Source organism: Paenibacillus terrae, from assembly GCF_005217525.1.
Lineage (GTDB): Bacteria > Bacillota > Bacilli > Paenibacillales > Paenibacillaceae > Paenibacillus > Paenibacillus terrae_C.
Window position 1 is genome coordinate 169,128 of record NZ_PNXQ01000002.1, and the last position, 17,642, is coordinate 186,769.

At 48.2% G+C, this 17,642-nt stretch carries 19 protein-coding genes; 3 read left to right on the forward strand and 16 right to left on the reverse strand.

Annotation, left to right across the window (positions count from 1 at the left end):
- Positions 1 to 20: 20 nt before the first annotated feature.
- The 10 genes from C1I60_RS02505 to deoR all read right to left on the reverse strand — a co-directional run bounded on the left by C1I60_RS02505 (position 21) and on the right by deoR (position 9,849).
- Positions 21 to 1,082 carry a sulfate ABC transporter substrate-binding protein gene (locus tag C1I60_RS02505; protein WP_137060366.1) on the reverse strand — a complete coding sequence of 354 codons (1,062 nt, stop codon included), beginning with the start codon at positions 1,080 to 1,082 and terminating at the stop codon, positions 21 to 23.
- A gap of 374 nt (positions 1,083 to 1,456) precedes the next feature.
- On the reverse strand, positions 1,457 to 2,140 hold the full coding sequence (locus tag C1I60_RS02510) for a hypothetical protein (RefSeq protein ID WP_137060367.1): 684 nt from the start codon (positions 2,138 to 2,140) through the stop codon (positions 1,457 to 1,459).
- A 121-nt stretch (positions 2,141 to 2,261) separates the two neighbouring features.
- Positions 2,262 to 2,756, reverse strand: coding sequence for a hypothetical protein (locus tag C1I60_RS02515; protein WP_137060368.1), 495 nt, complete (start codon positions 2,754 to 2,756; stop codon positions 2,262 to 2,264).
- Between the two features lie 319 nt (positions 2,757 to 3,075).
- The gene (locus tag C1I60_RS02520) at positions 3,076 to 4,377 is read right to left on the reverse strand and encodes a pyrimidine-nucleoside phosphorylase (protein ID WP_137060369.1); all 1,302 of its coding nucleotides are present in this window, start codon (positions 4,375 to 4,377) and stop codon (positions 3,076 to 3,078) included.
- Positions 4,378 to 4,408: 31 nt separating this feature from the next.
- On the reverse strand, positions 4,409 to 5,116 hold the full coding sequence (gene deoD, locus C1I60_RS02525; RefSeq protein WP_025686143.1) for a purine-nucleoside phosphorylase: 708 nt from the start codon (positions 5,114 to 5,116) through the stop codon (positions 4,409 to 4,411).
- A gap of 54 nt (positions 5,117 to 5,170) precedes the next feature.
- Positions 5,171 to 6,352: a phosphopentomutase gene (deoB, locus tag C1I60_RS02530; protein WP_137060370.1), complete on the reverse strand. Its 1,182-nt coding sequence runs from the start codon at positions 6,350 to 6,352 to the stop codon at positions 5,171 to 5,173.
- A 31-nt stretch (positions 6,353 to 6,383) separates the two neighbouring features.
- On the reverse strand, positions 6,384 to 7,562 hold the full coding sequence (locus C1I60_RS02535; protein ID WP_137060371.1) for a NupC/NupG family nucleoside CNT transporter: 1,179 nt from the start codon (positions 7,560 to 7,562) through the stop codon (positions 6,384 to 6,386).
- A gap of 76 nt (positions 7,563 to 7,638) precedes the next feature.
- Entirely contained in the window at positions 7,639 to 8,034 is a 396-nt protein-coding gene (locus C1I60_RS02540; RefSeq protein ID WP_044644559.1) for a cytidine deaminase, read from the reverse strand.
- Between the two features lie 30 nt (positions 8,035 to 8,064).
- Complete coding sequence (gene deoC / locus C1I60_RS02545; RefSeq protein WP_137060372.1) at positions 8,065 to 8,727, reverse strand: deoxyribose-phosphate aldolase; 663 nt, start codon at positions 8,725 to 8,727, stop codon at positions 8,065 to 8,067.
- A gap of 186 nt (positions 8,728 to 8,913) precedes the next feature.
- The gene (gene deoR / locus C1I60_RS02550; RefSeq protein ID WP_137060373.1) at positions 8,914 to 9,849 is read right to left on the reverse strand and encodes a DNA-binding transcriptional repressor DeoR; all 936 of its coding nucleotides are present in this window, start codon (positions 9,847 to 9,849) and stop codon (positions 8,914 to 8,916) included.
- Positions 9,850 to 10,114: 265 nt separating this feature from the next.
- Between deoR and C1I60_RS02555 the strand changes: the two genes are divergently transcribed.
- Positions 10,115 to 10,528 (forward strand): chemotaxis protein CheW, encoded by a 414-nt coding sequence (locus C1I60_RS02555; RefSeq protein WP_137060374.1) that lies wholly within the window; start codon positions 10,115 to 10,117, stop codon positions 10,526 to 10,528.
- 99 nt (positions 10,529 to 10,627) lie between these two features.
- Here the strand turns inward: C1I60_RS02555 and C1I60_RS02560 are convergent, their stop codons facing one another.
- From C1I60_RS02560 to C1I60_RS02580, 5 genes are all read right to left on the reverse strand, one after another.
- Entirely contained in the window at positions 10,628 to 11,746 is a 1,119-nt protein-coding gene (locus tag C1I60_RS02560; protein WP_137060375.1) for a slipin family protein, read from the reverse strand.
- A 158-nt stretch (positions 11,747 to 11,904) separates the two neighbouring features.
- Positions 11,905 to 12,114, reverse strand: coding sequence for a hypothetical protein (locus C1I60_RS02565; protein ID WP_252361533.1), 210 nt, complete (start codon positions 12,112 to 12,114; stop codon positions 11,905 to 11,907).
- A gap of 720 nt (positions 12,115 to 12,834) precedes the next feature.
- Positions 12,835 to 13,935, reverse strand: a complete 1,101-nt coding sequence (ribD, locus tag C1I60_RS02570) for a bifunctional diaminohydroxyphosphoribosylaminopyrimidine deaminase/5-amino-6-(5-phosphoribosylamino)uracil reductase RibD (protein ID WP_137060376.1) — start codon at positions 13,933 to 13,935, stop codon at positions 12,835 to 12,837.
- Positions 13,932 to 14,696: a GTP cyclohydrolase II gene (locus C1I60_RS02575; RefSeq protein WP_137060377.1), complete on the reverse strand. Its 765-nt coding sequence runs from the start codon at positions 14,694 to 14,696 to the stop codon at positions 13,932 to 13,934. Before C1I60_RS02575 ends, ribD begins: the two co-directional genes overlap by 4 nt.
- Positions 14,697 to 14,720: 24 nt before the next feature.
- On the reverse strand, positions 14,721 to 15,830 hold the full coding sequence (locus C1I60_RS02580) for an FAD-dependent monooxygenase (protein ID WP_137060378.1): 1,110 nt from the start codon (positions 15,828 to 15,830) through the stop codon (positions 14,721 to 14,723).
- A 260-nt stretch (positions 15,831 to 16,090) separates the two neighbouring features.
- Between C1I60_RS02580 and C1I60_RS02585 the strand changes: the two genes are divergently transcribed.
- Positions 16,091 to 16,426 carry a winged helix-turn-helix transcriptional regulator gene (locus C1I60_RS02585; protein WP_069290443.1) on the forward strand — a complete coding sequence of 112 codons (336 nt, stop codon included), beginning with the start codon at positions 16,091 to 16,093 and terminating at the stop codon, positions 16,424 to 16,426.
- A 124-nt stretch (positions 16,427 to 16,550) separates the two neighbouring features.
- Here the strand turns inward: C1I60_RS02585 and C1I60_RS02590 are convergent, their stop codons facing one another.
- The gene (locus C1I60_RS02590; protein ID WP_137060379.1) at positions 16,551 to 16,934 is read right to left on the reverse strand and encodes a winged helix-turn-helix transcriptional regulator; all 384 of its coding nucleotides are present in this window, start codon (positions 16,932 to 16,934) and stop codon (positions 16,551 to 16,553) included.
- A 160-nt stretch (positions 16,935 to 17,094) separates the two neighbouring features.
- Between C1I60_RS02590 and C1I60_RS02595 the strand changes: the two genes are divergently transcribed.
- A complete protein-coding gene (locus C1I60_RS02595) occupies positions 17,095 to 17,613 on the forward strand; it encodes a DJ-1/PfpI family protein (RefSeq protein ID WP_137060380.1) in 519 nt (172 codons plus the stop codon).
- Positions 17,614 to 17,642: the final 29 nt, after the last annotated feature.

Sequence of the window (17,642 nt, forward strand, 5' to 3'; positions counted from 1 at the left end):
CCATCCCTCTCTGCAACCTATTAACTTCCAGGCACATAAATTTGGTCAAAGATGCCCTTGTCGCTAAAATGCTTTTGCTGCGCCTCCTTCCATGTTCCGAATACATCCTTCAAGGTCACCAGTTCCAGCTTGGGAAATTGATCCTTGAACTTCTCCTTTACGCTATCCAGCGTTGGACGATAATAGTTCTCGGCGGCAATGGTTTGCCCCTCTTCGCTGTACAAATATTTCAAGTACGCATCCGCTACCTCACGTGTACCTTTTTTATCCACGACCTTATCAACCACCGCTACCGGAGGCTCTGCCAAAATGCTAATCGACGGATACACGATGTCGAATTTATCCGTCCCCAACTCCTTCACGGAAAGCAGCGCTTCATTCTCCCAAGCGATCAACACGTCACCAATTCCGCGCTCTCCAAAGGTTGTTGTCGCTCCACGCGCTCCACTGTCCAATACCGGCACATGTTTGTACAGCTCCTGTACAAATTGCTGGGCTTTGGCTTCATCGTTATTGTTTTTCTTGAGCGCATACGCCCATGCCGCAAGGTAATTCCAGCGGGCTCCACCTGATGTCTTGGGGTTCGGCGTAATAACCTGCACATCGCCGCGAATCAGATCATCCCAGTCCTTAATTCCTTTCGGATTGCCCTTACGCACCAGCAGCACAATGGTTGAAGTGTATGGAGAGCTGTTATGCTCATATTTATCCTGCCATCCTTCTTTAATCAGCCCTTTTTCCTGTAATGCATCAATATCGTAGCCCAGAGCCAGGGTAACTACATCCGCATCCAGCCCATCCTGCACCGAACGGCTTTGCTTGCCAGATCCTCCATGAGATTGCTTAATCGTGACCTTCTGCCCTTTCTCCTTCTCCCAGTGGGCGGCAAACGCCTTGTTATACGCCTCATACAGCTCACGGGTCGGATCATATGAAACATTGAGCAGCTTTACATCCTTGGAACCCGAAGCAGAGCTGCCATTCGCCTGTGTTTCACCCTTGCTTGCTCCACAAGCACTTAACGTCAACGTCAAAACCAAAGATAGTCCGAGAATAAGTCCACTTTTCCATTTCCCTTTCATCAAGACACCCCTAATTCTATGTAATTTGTAGAAACAAATTCATTTGCGCCTGTTATTTACAGACATATTCAAAAAAAAGAGCGGAGAATTCCCTGATGCAGCCCTGATAGGTCAAACCTGTCGCGTGGACAGTGTCTGCCTGCTGTTCCTAGAGGTTCTCCGCTACAATAGCGAAATCACACTTTAATTCTTTAATTCCTACCTGTTTAATGAGTTATGTAGATATAATACGAGAGTTTACGAGCGTTGTCAAACCTTTTTTTGGCATGGATGATCTGTGCTTCGCTTGCTTGAGGGGATCAGAGGGGGAAATAGTCAGGAACAACAGGATGTTCCCGACTGCTTACAAGCTATTTTCACACACGAGGTACTACTTAATTAGCGACCGTTTCGAGATTGACCGAAAAAACTCCAAAAAGCTTCGGATTATCTGTAGCTCTTCTCAACCACAGCTCGCCCGAGCCAACCATGACTCCCTGATAATTGACAAACAAGTCGTCTGTCTTTTGATTCACCAACGCTTCACGAATTGCGTCTGTAAAAATCTGATCGTACTTGGCAATGAACTCTTTCTTATTCGGAATCGTTAGCGCCTTTTCACTGTCATTGACACGCAGAGGGTAGAAAATGTAATTGGCCACCTTTTCCTTGTCATTGTCGGCAACAGCCTTCTGCAACGCTTTGAACGTGTTCAAAAAAGCCTTAGGGTCCTGAATGCCTGCTGCCTCAAAAGGATTGTGGGATGGATTGGCGGATTTTGAGGAGGAAGAAACATCCGATGAAGTAGCCGGGGCCGATGGAGTTGACTTTTCCGCGCCATTTCCGTTGTTTTCCGCACTCTTGCTCTCTTTCGCTACTTTTTCATTTGGGGCTGAACCACTACGATCCGCATCATTTCCATGCTCTATCGCACTTGTATTGCTTCCAGTCTCAATGGTTTCAGCATTCTTATCCTGACCGCAGCCAGCGAGAGCCACGAATGTAAATGTAAGTAAAATGGCTGTGAGTGACAGCCTCCGTGACATTTTCTGATTACCATATTCTTGGGTATTGGGCACAACGGGTCATCCTTTCTGCTTCTGCTTTCTGCTCTGACCTATTCTGTTCATTAAGTCTTTAACCGTTCTATTGTAACATAAGTAGGCTAATGACCGCATGTCGTGCCCATATGGAAGGAGCTTACAGCGTGATATAAGCGAAGGTTTTGACTGATCCTTTGGAGCCATCGTCCGTATTTACGTCCAAAATCAGCTCAGTTGTGGAATCCTTCGTTGCTTCATGTTGTTCCTCCGGCTTTACCAACAACAGGTCATGCCGTTCTCCCGGCTGCAACGTTCGGCTGGAAAATCCATCTGTCTGACCTGACAAGCCTGACGTACCCGCGCTTCTAAGCTTATATCGTATAGGTTGCTTCCCTGTATTCTTGATGCTGAAATACAGCTTCCGTCCCTCTTCAAACGTAAAGGTTGTTCCTCCCTCTCCCTCAAATTGCATGATCTGGTCATGTACAATGCGTTTCTCTGCGCTTCCTTGCTCACTCTGCGTACTTAACGCAGCAGCCGGGTGTGTCACACTCGCCGTTGATGTAGTATGCGTAGTCGTCGATAAGTTGGCAAAAGCAGCATATCCCACAATTGCCCCTGCAACCCCCATCCAAACCCACTTATCTACCATTTCATTTCCTCCTTCATAGAACTATGCCGAATTCTAAACGATACAAGCCATTCTCCATACCATTTAGTCGTTGCCTGCCTATTCGCTCGTGAGCAATGTTGATAATCCAATCCTCTCCTTCGGTATTCTGGAAACACAAATCCTCACCTAGCATAAAAGTGTCCGCTCGTTCCATAGCATAATCAATCAGCCGTTCATAGGCCGTTCCCCCGACATCGCTGCATAATTGGAACAGGTCTCTCCCCCTGCCTTACCATACAAAAAAAACCGAACTCATATCTATTATGAGTCCGGCTGTCATATTTTTCAAACTTGTATTTTACTCCGTCACCGTTCCGTAGATCAGTACAGGAGCTTCGGCGTGATCCGCAATACGGATGTTCGCGTAGATTTTCTCCAGCACTTGGGCTACATCTTCACGGTTCGCATGGATGGTAACCAGTGAATCGCCCACTTTTACAGCATCGCCGACCTTTTTATTCAGCATCAGGCCAACAGCCAGATCAATCTCGGATTCTTTGGTTGCGCGTCCTGCTCCAAGCAGCATCGCAGCGGTACCGATTTCGTCAGCCACGATTTCAGCCACCACACCATCCTGCTTCGCAGGCACTTCGATGAGATACTGTGCTTGTGGCAAGCGTTCCGGATGATCCACAACCGAAGCGTCACCGCCCTGGTTTGCAATAAACTCTTTAAATTTCTCCAGCGCTTTGCCATTGCGAATGACTTCCTGAAGCTTCTCTTCGGCGTCTTCGAGAGAATTGGCTTTGCCAGCCAAAAATACCATCTGACTGCCCAAGGCCATACACAGCTCTTCCAGATCCTTAGGTCCTTGACCGCGCAGTGTATCAATCGCTTCTTTGACTTCCAGCGAGTTACCAATGGCAAGGCCCAGCGGCTGACTCATATCGGAAATGACAGCCATCGTTTTGCGGCCGACATTGTTACCGATGCTTACCATCGCGTGTGCCAGTTCTTTGGCATCATCAACGGTTTTCATGAACGCGCCTGCACCTGTCTTCACATCGAGTACGATGGCATCGGAACCAGCAGCGATTTTCTTACTCATGATTGAGCTGGCAATCAGCGGAATGGAATTTACGGTTGCTGTAACGTCACGCAAGGCATACAGTTTTTTGTCCGCAGGCGTGAGGTTGCCGCTTTGTCCGATGACCGCGATTTTACTGCGATTGACCAGATCTACGAATTCGTCCTTGCTGATTTCTACGTGGAAGCCTGCAATAGCCTCCAGCTTATCAATCGTTCCTCCGGTATGTCCGAGGCCGCGACCTGACATTTTCGCTACTGGAATGTCCAAAGCCGCTACGAGCGGAGCCAGCACCAGCGTTGTCGTATCGCCCACACCGCCAGTGGAGTGCTTATCGACCTTCACGCCTTCAATCGCGGACAGGTCAATCGTATCACCTGAATGAACCATCGCCATCGTCAGATCCGCGCGTTCGCGTTCAGTCATATCTTTGAAGAAAATGGACATCGCTAACGCACTTACCTGATAGTCAGGAATTTCCCCCTGCGTGTAGCCCTGGATAATAAAATTAATTTCCTCGGTGGTCAGTTCTTTTCCATCACGCTTTTTCTCGATCAAGTCTACCATTCTCATATGTCATTTCTCCTCACTGTGCGTATGATCGTTACAGGGATATCGCTGTATCCAGGGCAACTTCCATCATTTCTTTAAAGGTCGTTTGCCGTTCTTCTGCTGTCGTTTCCTCACCTGTCAGCAAATGATCGCTTACCGTCAGAATCGTCAACGCATTTACGCCAAATTTGGCCGCCAGCGTGTACAATGCCGAAGTCTCCATCTCGACACCCAGTACGCCGTATTCCATCAGCTTTTGTGTAATTGATTTGTCATCACGATAAAAGCTGTCCGAGCTGAACACGTTGCCGACATGCATTTTTAAGCCCTTGGCAACACCGCGATCATAAGCGCCCTTTAATAAAGGGAAACTGGCAATCGGCGAATAGTCGTAGCCGCCAAAGATATGGCGGTTCATGCCGGAATCCGTGCAGGATGCCTGTGCCAAAATAACGTCACGAACATGCACATGCTCCTTCATCCCGCCGCAAGTACCTACGCGAAACAAGTTTTTTACACCGTACTCGCTAATCAGCTCATTGACATAAATACTGATAGATGGCAATCCCATGCCGGTTCCCTGTACAGATAGGCGTTTGCCCTGATACGTTCCCGTAAATCCGAGCATTCCGCGCACCTCGTTGTAGCAGGTCACGTCTTCCAGATACGTTTCAGCAATAAATTTCGCCCGCAACGGGTCTCCGGGCAGCAAAATCGTTTCTGCAATCTCTCCTGGTTTGGCTCCAATGTGTACACTCATATTTTTATTCCTCCGTCCCATTTGTCCGAGCTTATAATCTTGCTTGGGTCCTGATTATTGAAGCTCTGCCAAAAAGCTCGTTCCGTGTTTAGGCAGCTTCACACCAAAGTTATCCGCTACTGTCGCGCCGATATCCGCAAACGTCTTACGTACCGCAAGCTCCTTGCCTCCAGCTGTAAAACGTGGGGAATACGCCAACAGAGGCACATATTCACGTGTATGATCCGTTCCCCGATACGTCGGGTCATTCCCATGGTCTGCGGTGATAATCAGCAGATCCTCATCCGTCATTTTAGCGAATACCTCTGGCAAACGGGCATCATAATCGTCCAAAGCCTGACCATATCCCTGCGGATCACGGCGATGACCGTATACAGCGTCAAAGTCGACCAGATTCAAGAAGCTTAACCCGGTAAAATCCTCATCCAGTGTAGCCACCAGTTTATCCATGCCATCCATATTGGACACGGTGCGCACTGCTTTCGTCACACCCTCACCGTCATAAATGTCGGAGATTTTACCCAATGCGATCACATCCAGACCTGCATCCTTCAACTCGTTCATCGTGGTACGACCAAACGGCTTGAGCGCATAATCATGGCGATTGGAGGTGCGGGAGAAGTTCCCGGCCTCGCCCAGGAACGGACGCGCAATAATCCGGCCCAGCATGTACGGGTCTTCCAGCGTGATTTTACGACAGAACTCGCAAATCTCATAAAGCTCCTTCAAAGGTACAACTTCCTCATGTGCCGCAATTTGCAGCACCGAATCCGCCGATGTATAGATGATGAGCGCTCCTGTCTTCACATGTTCCTCGCCCAGTTCATCAATGATTTCCGTTCCGCTGGCAGGCTTGTTGCCAATGACTTTGCGGCCCGTATGCTCCTCAATGCGCTGAATCAGCTCATCTGGAAAACCATTGGGGAATACGCGGAAAGGAACCGCAATATTCAAGCCCATGATTTCCCAATGTCCGGTCATTGTATCCTTGCCGTTGGACGCTTCCTGCATTTTAGTGTAGTACGCGAGCGGCTTCTCAGCGGCTTGCACCCCTTCAATAGAACGAATGTTGGACAGACCAAGCTTACCCATATTCGGCATGTTCAGACCGCCACGTTCGCGGGCAATATGACCGAGTGTATCTACATCGTAATCATCAAACTGGGCAGCATCCGGCGCTTCGCCGATCCCCACAGAGTCCATGACAACCAAGTGAATCCGTTTGAATTTAGACATGATGAAATTCCTTTCCTAACTCGCTGTTTTTTTACAAAAACAACCCTGCAATAATTGCCGACAGTACGCTAACCAGCGTTGCGCCGTACAACAGCTTCAGACCAAAGCGGGCCACCACATTCCCCTGCTTCTCATGCAGACCCTTCACAGCCCCGGAAATGATACCGATGGAAGAGAAGTTTGCAAAAGATACAAGGAACACCGATACGATCCCGACCGTGCGCTCCGACAAGCCCGTTTGCTTGGTCAGATCCAGCATCGCTACAAATTCGTTGGACACGAGCTTGGTGGCCATAATGCTGCCTGCCTGAACCGCTTCGCTCCATGGAATACCCATGACAAAAGCGATAGGCGCAAACACATAACCAAGCAATGATTGGAAGCTTATTCCAAGCGCCCAAGAGAAAATTCCGTTAACCATGGCAATCAGCGCCACAAAACCGATCAGCATCGCAGCTACCGTAATAGCAACCTTGAAGCCGTCCATAATATACTCCCCGAGCATTTCGAAGAAGGACTGCTTCTCTTCATCCTGAACCTCCAGCAAATCATCTTCCTTCTCAATCTTGTACGGATTAATAATCGAAGAGATAATAAAACCGCCGAACAGGTTCAATACCAAAGCAGTAACCACATATTTGGGGTTCAACATTTGCATGTAGGCTCCCACAATCGACATGGACACCGTAGACATCGCAGACGCACACAGCGTATACAGTCGATGCTTCGGCAGGAGACCAATTTGCTTTTTAACGGAAATAAACACCTCGGATTGACCCAGAATAGCCGAAGCTACAGCGTTGTAGGATTCCAGTTTACCCATTCCGTTTACTTTGCTCAAGACAAGCCCGATATATTTAATAATAAAAGGCAACACTTTGACATATTGCAAAATCCCAATCAGCGCGGATATGAACACGATCGGCAGCAATACACCGATAAAGAACGGCGCCGCCCCTTCATTCGCAATCCCGCCGAATACAAAGTTAATCCCTTCCATAGCGTACCCAATCAGACTGTTAAACCCTTTTGCAAAACCTTTGACCAGAATTTCACCAATCCCTGTATTCAGCAATACAAAAGCAAGTGCCGCCTGCAATACAACCATAACCACCAACGGACGATACCTGATTTTACGTTTGTCACTGCTGGCAACGTAAGTAAGTGCAAATACAACAAGCAGTCCCACCAGAGCGATTACATATTTCATTTTATTTTCCCCCTCATTACATTAAGCGCTTACATTACCCATAAAAAGAATGCGCCCCGAAAGAGGCATTCTTTTTTTATTTCCCCAGATCAGCAGGTCGAAAAGCACCCGGCAGTAGTTGGTCCACCGTCCACTCTTCCGTATTGCCATGAAGGTTGGTCAGATAGACTTTGGTATCTGGTTGAGCAAATTCGGAAATCACCTGACGACAGGCTCCGCATGGAGACACAGGCCCTTCCGTATCTGCTACAATCGCAATGGCATCAATTTTACGGCAGCCTTCGGATACCATTTTAAAAATTGCTGTCCGTTCCGCACAATTGCATAAGCCGTAAGAGGCATTTTCCACATTACATCCTCGATAAATCGTGCCATCGCTTCCGAGAACCGCAGCACCGACCTGAAAATTCGAGTACGGAATATATGCCTGTTTACGCGCCTCAAGCGCTTCCTGAATCAATTGATCCTTCATCGCGAATCCCTCCATGACTTTAAAATGAACTTAGTAGGAAGATGTAGACTGCTGGCCCTCGATGATTGTCACACCGGAACTTGCACCGATACGGCTTGCGCCCGCTTCTACTAATTTCTGTACGTCTTCCAGACTGCGTACGCCGCCGGAAGCCTTAACACCAATCTCAGGTCCTACGGTTTTGCGCATCAAAGCCACATCTTCCGCAGTTGCTCCGCCAGTAGAGAAGCCTGTCGACGTTTTCACGAAATTCGCTCCTGCTTTCACGGACAGCTCAGAAGCCAGTACTTTTTCTTCGTCTGTCAGCAAGCATGCTTCAATAATTACTTTTACCAGTGTACCCTTGGCTGCTTCCACGACTGCACGGATGTCCTGCTCAACGAACTGTAAATCACGTGCCTTCAAAGCGCCTATATTGATAACCATATCAACTTCAGTCGCACCGTTAGCAATAGCATCCTTCGTTTCGAACGCTTTCGTTGCCGTCGTATTCGCTCCCAGCGGGAAACCGATAACGGTGCAAATGTTCACGCCTGTACCAGCCAGTTGCTCTGCGGAGTAAGCTACCCAGGTCGGGTTCACACATACGGAAGCAAACTGATATTTCTTCGCCTCAGCGGTCAATTTTGTAATTTCATCCTTCGTCGCGTCTGCACGCAACAATGTATGGTCGATTAATCCTGCAATGTTCATTATCTAATCGCTCCTTCATTAGAGAGATCGTATTAGGACCGATGTCCTTTACTTCTCTGTGATAAGACCATCATAGCACGGTATTGAACATATGTAAAATACATTTTGAAATTATGTTCAAGCCTGCGCATGAGGCGTTACCTACAGTCCACTTTAGCTTATACAGCCTCACGCTGAGCCATATGTTTACTGTAAAAGTGCCTGTGCCGTAAACTGGTCTGTCACCAAAATATTCGCATACTTACCACGCAGCGACGCCCGGATGGCCTCCACTTTGCGCTGTCCTCCGGCAACGAGAATCGCCTTCTCCTTCTTGCGCAAATCAGGCAAATCAATGCCGACGGTACGACTGTTAATTTCCGGACTGCATATGTTGCCCTCATCATCAAAAAAACGTGAGCAAATATCGCCCTTGCCGATTTTTTGCAGCAGCTTCTGTTCCTCATGGTTAAAATAGCCCAATCTGAACAACAGCGCATCCTCTTTGACCGTCCCCACCGTAAACACAGCAATGTTCGCCTGCTTGCCAAGCTCAATGATACGCTGGATGTGCCGATCCTCCTCAACCATTTTTTTGACAGCATAACTATCAAAAATCACAGGCAGCGGCAAGTATCGTGCAATCGTGTGAAAGGCTTCCGCGAACAAATTCACCGTCTCCACAGCATACGTGTTGACATGCGAATGGCTTACGCCTCCTTTGAGCTGTACGACCTCGACGCCCTTCACCTGCTTTTGCTGCAGATGAAGCGCCACCGCATGCATCGTTGTTCCCCACGTCACTCCAATAATATCTGCATCTTGTACCGTTTCATGCAAATAATCAGCAGCTTTTTTGCTAATATGCTTCTTGATTTCCTGATATTCATTTAACGGCGAATAGCAGACCAGAACAGTATCCAGCCCGTATTTCTTCTTGACATGCTCTCCGAGCTCATCCATATCCTCCATCGGATCAACAATACTGATTCTCACATATCCCTGTTCCTTGGCAGCTTGAAGCAACCGCGATACCGTGGGACGCGATACCCCGAGTCTGACTGCAATTTCTTGCTGACTATAGTCGTTCAGATAGTATAATCTGGCTGCCTCGATACTTAGACGCTGCTTTTCATGTTCCATTCTACCTCAACCCGCTTATCTTAAAATGTAGTGCCACCGGAAACAACTTCAATCTCCTAAAGCATCTCATATCAGGAGAAACTGAGCGCCATGCCTTGCCATTTGGAAGATTTAACTGCTATTTTGTGATATTCTGTGAATAGAACCTGGCTACATAGCACCTTCAACTTTATCTTTCCATTTGTTAAAACGCAATAGTTAACCCATTTTAACGTCACTTCACAACCTGTAGCAGTCTTATCTCAAATGTAAGGAGAAATGGCCTATGTCCGAATTTATTGTGTGCAAACTGGCGAGCAAAACGTTCGCTTTAAACTTTGTAGAAGTGGAAGAAGTCATGAATGCCAGGAAAGGAACACCGCTTCCTTTTTCCGAGTCATGGCATGAAGGAATGGTCACCATTCGTGGTGACGTATTTACGATCCTGAATTTGCGCAAAAAGCTGCAGCTCCCCGCTTCAAACGAGTCCTCCGAGGACAAAATGATTTTGCTCAGCCGGGCAAAAATTGCTCTGCTCGTCGATCAGGTGGAGGATACAGCTTCCGCCCTGGACAGCCAGTTGAAAAGCAACGAGGAAGAGTGGCAGCGCGAGCTGTTTCCTGCCGTACTAGAGCATCAGGGCGCACTCGTTCCGGTGATCGATATGGACGCGTTTCTCGCTTCGACCAAGACGAATTAAGCGTATTGATGTAAAATACCACCCAAAGCTTGAGCCGTCTCGCGCTCATCTTTTGGGTGGTATTTTGCGTTAAGGGACGTGAAACCTACCGCTATCTCTCTATACGGTCCCCTGTCCATCCTTCATGTGAACCAGCGTGTTCAACTGTTCCAGCAGCGTATTCCCGCCAGTCAGTGAAATGGTTCCAATCTTCTCGCAGATTTTTTCCAGAAACTCCAGCTCTTTGAGACGGTAGAGGGTGGCATTTTCATCCATCAGCTTGGCGGTATTCAGCAAACTGCGAGTAGATGCTGTCTCTTCGCGCCGTGTAATGAGATTGGCTTGCGCTTTTTTCTCTGCCAGCAGCACCGTGTTCAAAATATCCTTGATATCCCCCGGCAAAATAATATCCTTCACCCCTGCCGACGTAAAAGTCACCCCATACTCGCCGCTTTGCTCATTCAGACGGGTCAAGACATATTCCGCAATTTCCTGCTTCATTTTCAACAAATCATCCAGCTTCATCGTTCCGACATACTCACGCAGCACCAGTTGGAGCATAATGTACATTTGCTCCTCGAATGCCCGAAATTCCAGCGCCCGCAGCGGGTCAACCATGCGGTACTGACAGACGAAGTTCAGGCGCAGTGTGATTTTGTCCTCAGTCATAATTTCCTGCCCCATCAGGTCCATCTGCTGCTGTCGCAAATCTATCGTTCTGATCTCCGTGTTCACCGTCGACATCCAGAAATAATATTTACCCGGCTTCAGCTCGCCTTGCAGCACGTTATCATAATACAGGAAGCCCAGCTCATAGCTTGCCACCTGAAGCGCCTTCCAGAAGCCCTGTGTCTTGGCCAAAAAGGCTTGCCCCAGCGCCTTATCAATTGCCGGCTGCCGTGTATCCGCATGAACAAAACGATGCTCCTTGAGCACGTTCCAAAAAGCATATTTACCAGCGGGCAGCAGCTCCACGAACCGATTATCCTCATAATGCAGCACATATTCATAATCCTCTACATCGACGACGGTCAATTGCTCCAGTAGAACGGAATCCGTCAAAAACAAACGAATATCGTGATCCGGTACAAAAAATGGTTCAGCAACATTCAAAATCTCAACCGTTTCCTGCTGAAATGTCTTCAATACATAAGTCCCCGGCAGCAGCAGCTTGTGATAGCTTCCCTTTTTAAACAGCAGCCCGCGCTCATCCGATTTAATCGTTATTTTCTTAAACATCGTATCACTCCTAGTATTTAAAATCCTCAGCTTAAAAGTGTGCATTTTTATGTAAGGCGGCTCCGCGATCCATTTGATCTTCCGATCGCTGTTCGCACAATATAGTCAAAACATACTTTTAAAATGAGGATTCTTCATTTTTATTCGTTGTAACAGGTTTAGTAACCCTGGCAGAGCATCCCTTCGGGGTGGCGGGCGGGGCCAAGCTTGAGGAAAAAGGAAGGTTCCGCTTGTTCCCGTGTTGCGAGGATGGAATTTATCAATCCAACATCGACTGTAAATTCGCACTCCCGAAGCCTCGGGGCCTGTCGGCGCTTGCTCTCTCCGGTATCCGCTGGCCGCATAGCCACCTCCCCGACTCCTGTCATGTGGACCAGAAACGGGATACTCTCATCCGGGTCTTTTCATTGGTTTTTCTCGATTTTTTGAATACTCTACCGTGAGTCGCGTGGAAGGCGATTGGGATTCGAACCCTAATTTGGTGGATACATCAGATTTACAGGATACCTCACCCGATCAGGGCAGGCACTGCGGGACCATTTGAAATCCTCACCTCGGTAATATCTTTCTGTATCAGCCTTTATCATTATCACGCACACCCGCACTTACGAACATGGCGAAAGTATTACGACTCCATAAAAAAGTAAAAAAAGACACCTGAGAAGCACATTCGCTTCCCTCGTGTCTTTTGTCATATTGCAATATATGTAAACTTCTTCATTCCCTAAACCATTCACACCATTAGGTGTTCACCCTATGAGTTATTCATCCCATTAACCATTCACCCTAATAAACGTTAAGTATACAAAAAAGAATCTTCCAGGTTTTTTAGCCCTTCAGATCCTCAATCTTTAAGTCTCTAAGTCCTTTTGCCCTTCCCCCATTGCCCTACCCCATTTCGGAAAATGAGTTACTTTGTGGCGGGTAGTAGCGGAGCGGAGGGGTTGAATCTGGAGAAGCGTGAGCGTTCGCCTTTGCAGTGGGATTCTTACCTCTACATATTTTATACAATCCGAAGAATCCCGCTGCAACAGCGATCGGAAGATCAACCCCTTCGCGGAGCGCTTTTCTCCCACCCACAACCTCACTCATTTGTCCCGCCCAAAATACCCTTCTATTTTCCAGTCCACGCCGACCTGCGTTACACTCAAATCCTGCAATGCCACCGCATCGCTCATGGCGGACACGCCTTCTCCCCCGAGAAAGCCCGGTGCTCCACGCCCTCCAACCAGCTTCGGCGCAATGTACAGTACGAGCTTGTCTGCCAGTCCTTGCTGCACGAACGAAGCGTTCACCTCGGCCCCGCCTTCCACGAACACCGAAGACACCTCCGCTGCGCCCAGAATATCCAGCATTTGCGGCAGGTTGACCCGTTCACTGCCTTCATCCTGTGTCGGATATACCTTTACACCCAACTGTTCCAGTTGGCTCCGCTTGTCTTCATCATAAGCACGTCCTGTAAATATCCAGGTAGGTGCCTCACCATCTGTAATGACACGGGCATCCAAAGGAATGCGAAGCGTGCTGTCCAGAATGATGCGAATCGGATTCCGACCTTCTGGCAGACGAGTCGTCAGCTGCGGATTATCGTGAATGACTGTCTGTACACCGACCAGTATCCCTATATGCTCGTGACGAAGGCGATGCACGTCCTCCCGTGCCGCATCGGACGTGATCCATTTACTTTGTGACGTTCGAGTGGCAATTTTGCCATCCAGCGTCACCGCCGATTTGATCGTGATAAAAGGACGCTTGCTCACGATATATTGGTTAAACACTTCATTCATGCGGACAGATTCCTGCTCACATACCCCAGTGATGACCTCAATACCCGCATCCTTCAAGATTTGTACCCCTCTGCCCGAAACCAGCGGGTTCGGGTCCAGCGCTGCAATAACGACCCGACGGATGCCAGCCTTCACAATCGCTTCCGCACACGGGCCTGTCCGTCCATGGTGAGAGCAAGGCTCCAGCGTTACATAAATCGTCGCTCCCCGGGCATGTTCCCCCGCCATACGCAAAGCATGAATCTCGGCATGTGGCTCGCCGGGCTTCAGATGAGCGCCGATCCCGACGATGCGGCCGTTGTTCACAATGACCGAGCCGACGAGCGGATTCGGTTCCGTTTGTCCCTTGGCACTTTTGGCATTTTCCAGTGCCAGGCGCATATATTTCTCGTGAGTGGTCATAGTACCTCCCTGAAATCGAAATCCCGCAAATGGCCGGACCGTTCCACCTTCGTATTCAAATACCGTTCATTATATTGCGACACATCGCCCCACAGCGGCATACGGCCAGCCACGTTCATACCAGATTGCTTCAGAGCTTCCAGCTTCTTAGGATTATTCGTAATCAAGGTTACCGGTTTTTGTCTCAGGTGGCGAAGCACACTAATCGCATCCGCATAATTGCGAGTATCATCTTCAAAACCCAATTGGTGGTTGGCTTCAACAGTATCCATACCGTTCTCCTGCAAAATGTAGGCCATCGCTTTGCTGAACAAACCGATCCCACGGCCCTCATGGTTTGCCAGATAAAACAACGCACCCGTTCCGTGCTCAACAATCATTTTCATGGACTGATGGAGCTGAAATCCGCAATCACAACGCTTGCTACCAAAAATATCTCCAGTATGGCAAATGCTATGCATACGAACAAGCGCATTCTCCGATTGTTGAAGATCGCCGTACACCAATACGCTCGATTGTTGTCCTTCTGCCAAATCCAGCGTGGACAAACGCTTCACAATCGTGTCGGCGGTGGCATTCAGCAGGTCCTGACGATCCTCCTCATCCCGTACAGGCAACCAGCAATACCATTGAAAAACAACTGTTTCCCCTTCCAAATTGACTGGCAGCTTAATCGGCCCTACCAAAATCGTCGAAGATTGCTCTCCGCGAATCGTTTGAATTTTATCATTAAGTAGCGTAGCTACGTCTTTTTGGTTCATCTCTCTGCACCATCCTTTATAAGCTTACTTCTGTATGATCTGGTTTTCTATGGGTGAAAAATGCTCATGAAACGTGGATTCCATCGTAAGCTGTCGTTCCTGAAGCTCAGTGACAGCCTGCCGCCGCTCGTCTTCGAACGCCTTTAGGCCCGCTCCAGTATATCCACCCTGCTGACGCAAACGAAGAAGCTCACTCGCCAATACATCGGCATCCTTCAAGGCTGCGTTCAAGCCAAAAGCTCCGGTAGGTGTCATGGTATGCGCCGCATCTCCAATGAGAACCAGTCCGTTCCGCGACCACGTATCGCTGCGGCTGCTGAAAATATCCAACGGTACAAAGTCCTTCCACGAACGAATCTGATCATGTACGCTATGCTTTAAATCCGGGAAAGTCTCAACTAACAAGTGTATGAACGGTTCAAACGACTGCTTAAACAAGGTATGAAAACTACCTTCATCTACGTTCCAGCCCATTTGAATATAGCCCTCAGCCTGCGAAAATAAAGACAACTGCCGCCCGTTGACCAATGCCAGACGTGTGACAGGCTCCCATCCGACAGGTGCCATAATTTTGGCCCACAGCAGATCATAGCCGTGTCTGATATTCGTCACTGGCATCTGCGCCAGCTTGCGCACGGTCGAATAGCGACCATCTGCCCCGACAATAATAGAGCTGCGAATCGTAACCTCATCGCCGTTCTTATCGCAAGCGATCAAGCCCGTGTATCCCTGCTCGCTATCGCCTTCCAGCGCAGTCACTGTCGTGCCCGCCAAATAACGAAAGGACTCGTACGTTGAAGCCTGCTTGAGCAGAGCCTCCAAAAAACGAGGCTGTGGAATGTGAACCCCCACATTACCTTCCGCTGGCTCAATCGTCTTCACCTGCTGCTGATGCTCCCAATATTCGATTCTCGTCGAAGCGAGGGCGTACTCCTCATGAATTTGTTCAAGCAGCTTATGCTTTTGGATCACTTGCAGACCCTCATCATTTAAAATTTCGCCGCGAAAAGCCTTTCCCGCCACGCTCTGCCGCTCAACCAATATCGTCGAAACACCTTGCTCCGCCAGCAAACAGGATAACAAGGCCCCGGCTGGTCCTCCCCCAACTATGCATACTTCGCATTCCAGCTTCATCTGACTTCCCCCTACACCTAAACCATGACCTCAACAATTAGTCCGTACCTGTCAATTTAATTGCATCGTTATAATATCAAATTTTAAGGATTTATATATGAGCATTTTGCATATATATACGTCCGTATCGAATCCACAAGTTACTTTATGTAACAAAGTATATTTATATCATTCAATTTCGTCAAGTTATAAATTTATGTAAAGTAAATTCATTTACTTTTAACAGTTGATCGTTAATAATAGGATCATGAGGTGATCAAATGAACATTCCGCAAATGTGCCCACGGTTTGAAAAAGCTATGGAGCTACTGAGCAAACGTTGGACGGTATTAATCGTGTTTCAACTAACTAACGGTCCGCAACGATTTGTCGCTATCGAAAATTCAATCCCCAATTTAAGCGGGAAGGTCCTTTCCGATCGCTTGAAGGAGCTTGAAGAAGAAGGAATCATACAACGTATGGTTTATCCTGAAAAGCCGGTTCGGATCGAATACTCCCTTACGGATAAGGGACGCGATTTAGCGCCATTGTTTGACCATATCGGGACTTGGGCTACCCGCTGGATTGAAGTTCTGCCAGCAATTGAGCAGCAATAACCTGGTTAAACCAACACGGACACAGACTGCTAACATGCCAAAGAACGCCTTTGCCCCAAGTACAATTCGTACTCATGACGCAAGGCGTTCTATTTTTCATATGACGGATTGCCCTATGATTTACTTATATATCGCCACGTTGCATTTCCTCGCGTATGGACTGCACCCGCTTTTTTCCCCAATCATACATCATCTCTACAATCGGTAAAATCGTCATCCCCAGCGCGGTCATTGAATATTCCACTTTTGGGGGCACCTCGGGATACACTTCCCGGTGTACAATACCATCCTCCATCAATTCTCGCAGTTGATTGGTCAGCACTTTATGAGACAGCTTTGGAAACAGCCTTTGCAAGTCACTGAACCGGTGCGGCCCTTCCACCCCCAGATGCCATAAAATGACGACCTTCCACTTGCCGCTTAACACTGACAGGGTCAGTTCCTTTTCACAGTTATAGTCTCCGTTGACGATTTTCTCCCGTATTTCTTCTCTCAGCGTATCAGACATATATCGGTTAACTCCTTCTATTCCATCATGATCTTGCACCGTACTTGCTTCATAATAGTAACCTACAGGTAACCTCCGCACTTGAAAGTGCATTCTTCACACCCGGACGAAACCATCCTACAATAATAGATATCGTTTCACATTCAAGGAGGAATGAAGTATGAGTAAAAAGGCTCTTTTTATTATACCCCCGGAACGCTTTAATGAAGATGAATTGTTTAAACCGAAGGAAGCGCTGGAGCAAGCAGGCGTTACTGTGACGCTGGCCAGTACCCAAACAGGCGAAATTACTGGTGACTACAATGGGAAAGCAACCGCGAATCTGGTTATTACAGACGCGGTCCCTACTGATTATGACGTAGTCGCTGTAATCGGCGGATCAGGCACGAATGATCATCTGTGGAACAACGCGGATCTCCAAACCCTGCTGAAACAAACGCATGAGCAAAAAATTCTGTTGTCCGGCATCTGCGCAGGCTCTGTAGCCGTAGCCCAAACCGGGCTGCTATCCGGCAGAACGGCTGCATGCTATCCGGTGGATGTGCAAAAGGATCAGCTCCAGACGCATCAAGTCGAATATGTGACTCAGCATGTGGTTGCCCATAGCGACATCATCACTGCTGATGGTCCAGACGGCGCACAGGAATTTGGCGAAGCCCTCGTCCATGCCTTGCAGTAGGTTCGAGCCGAGTCCCAACATTATAGGTA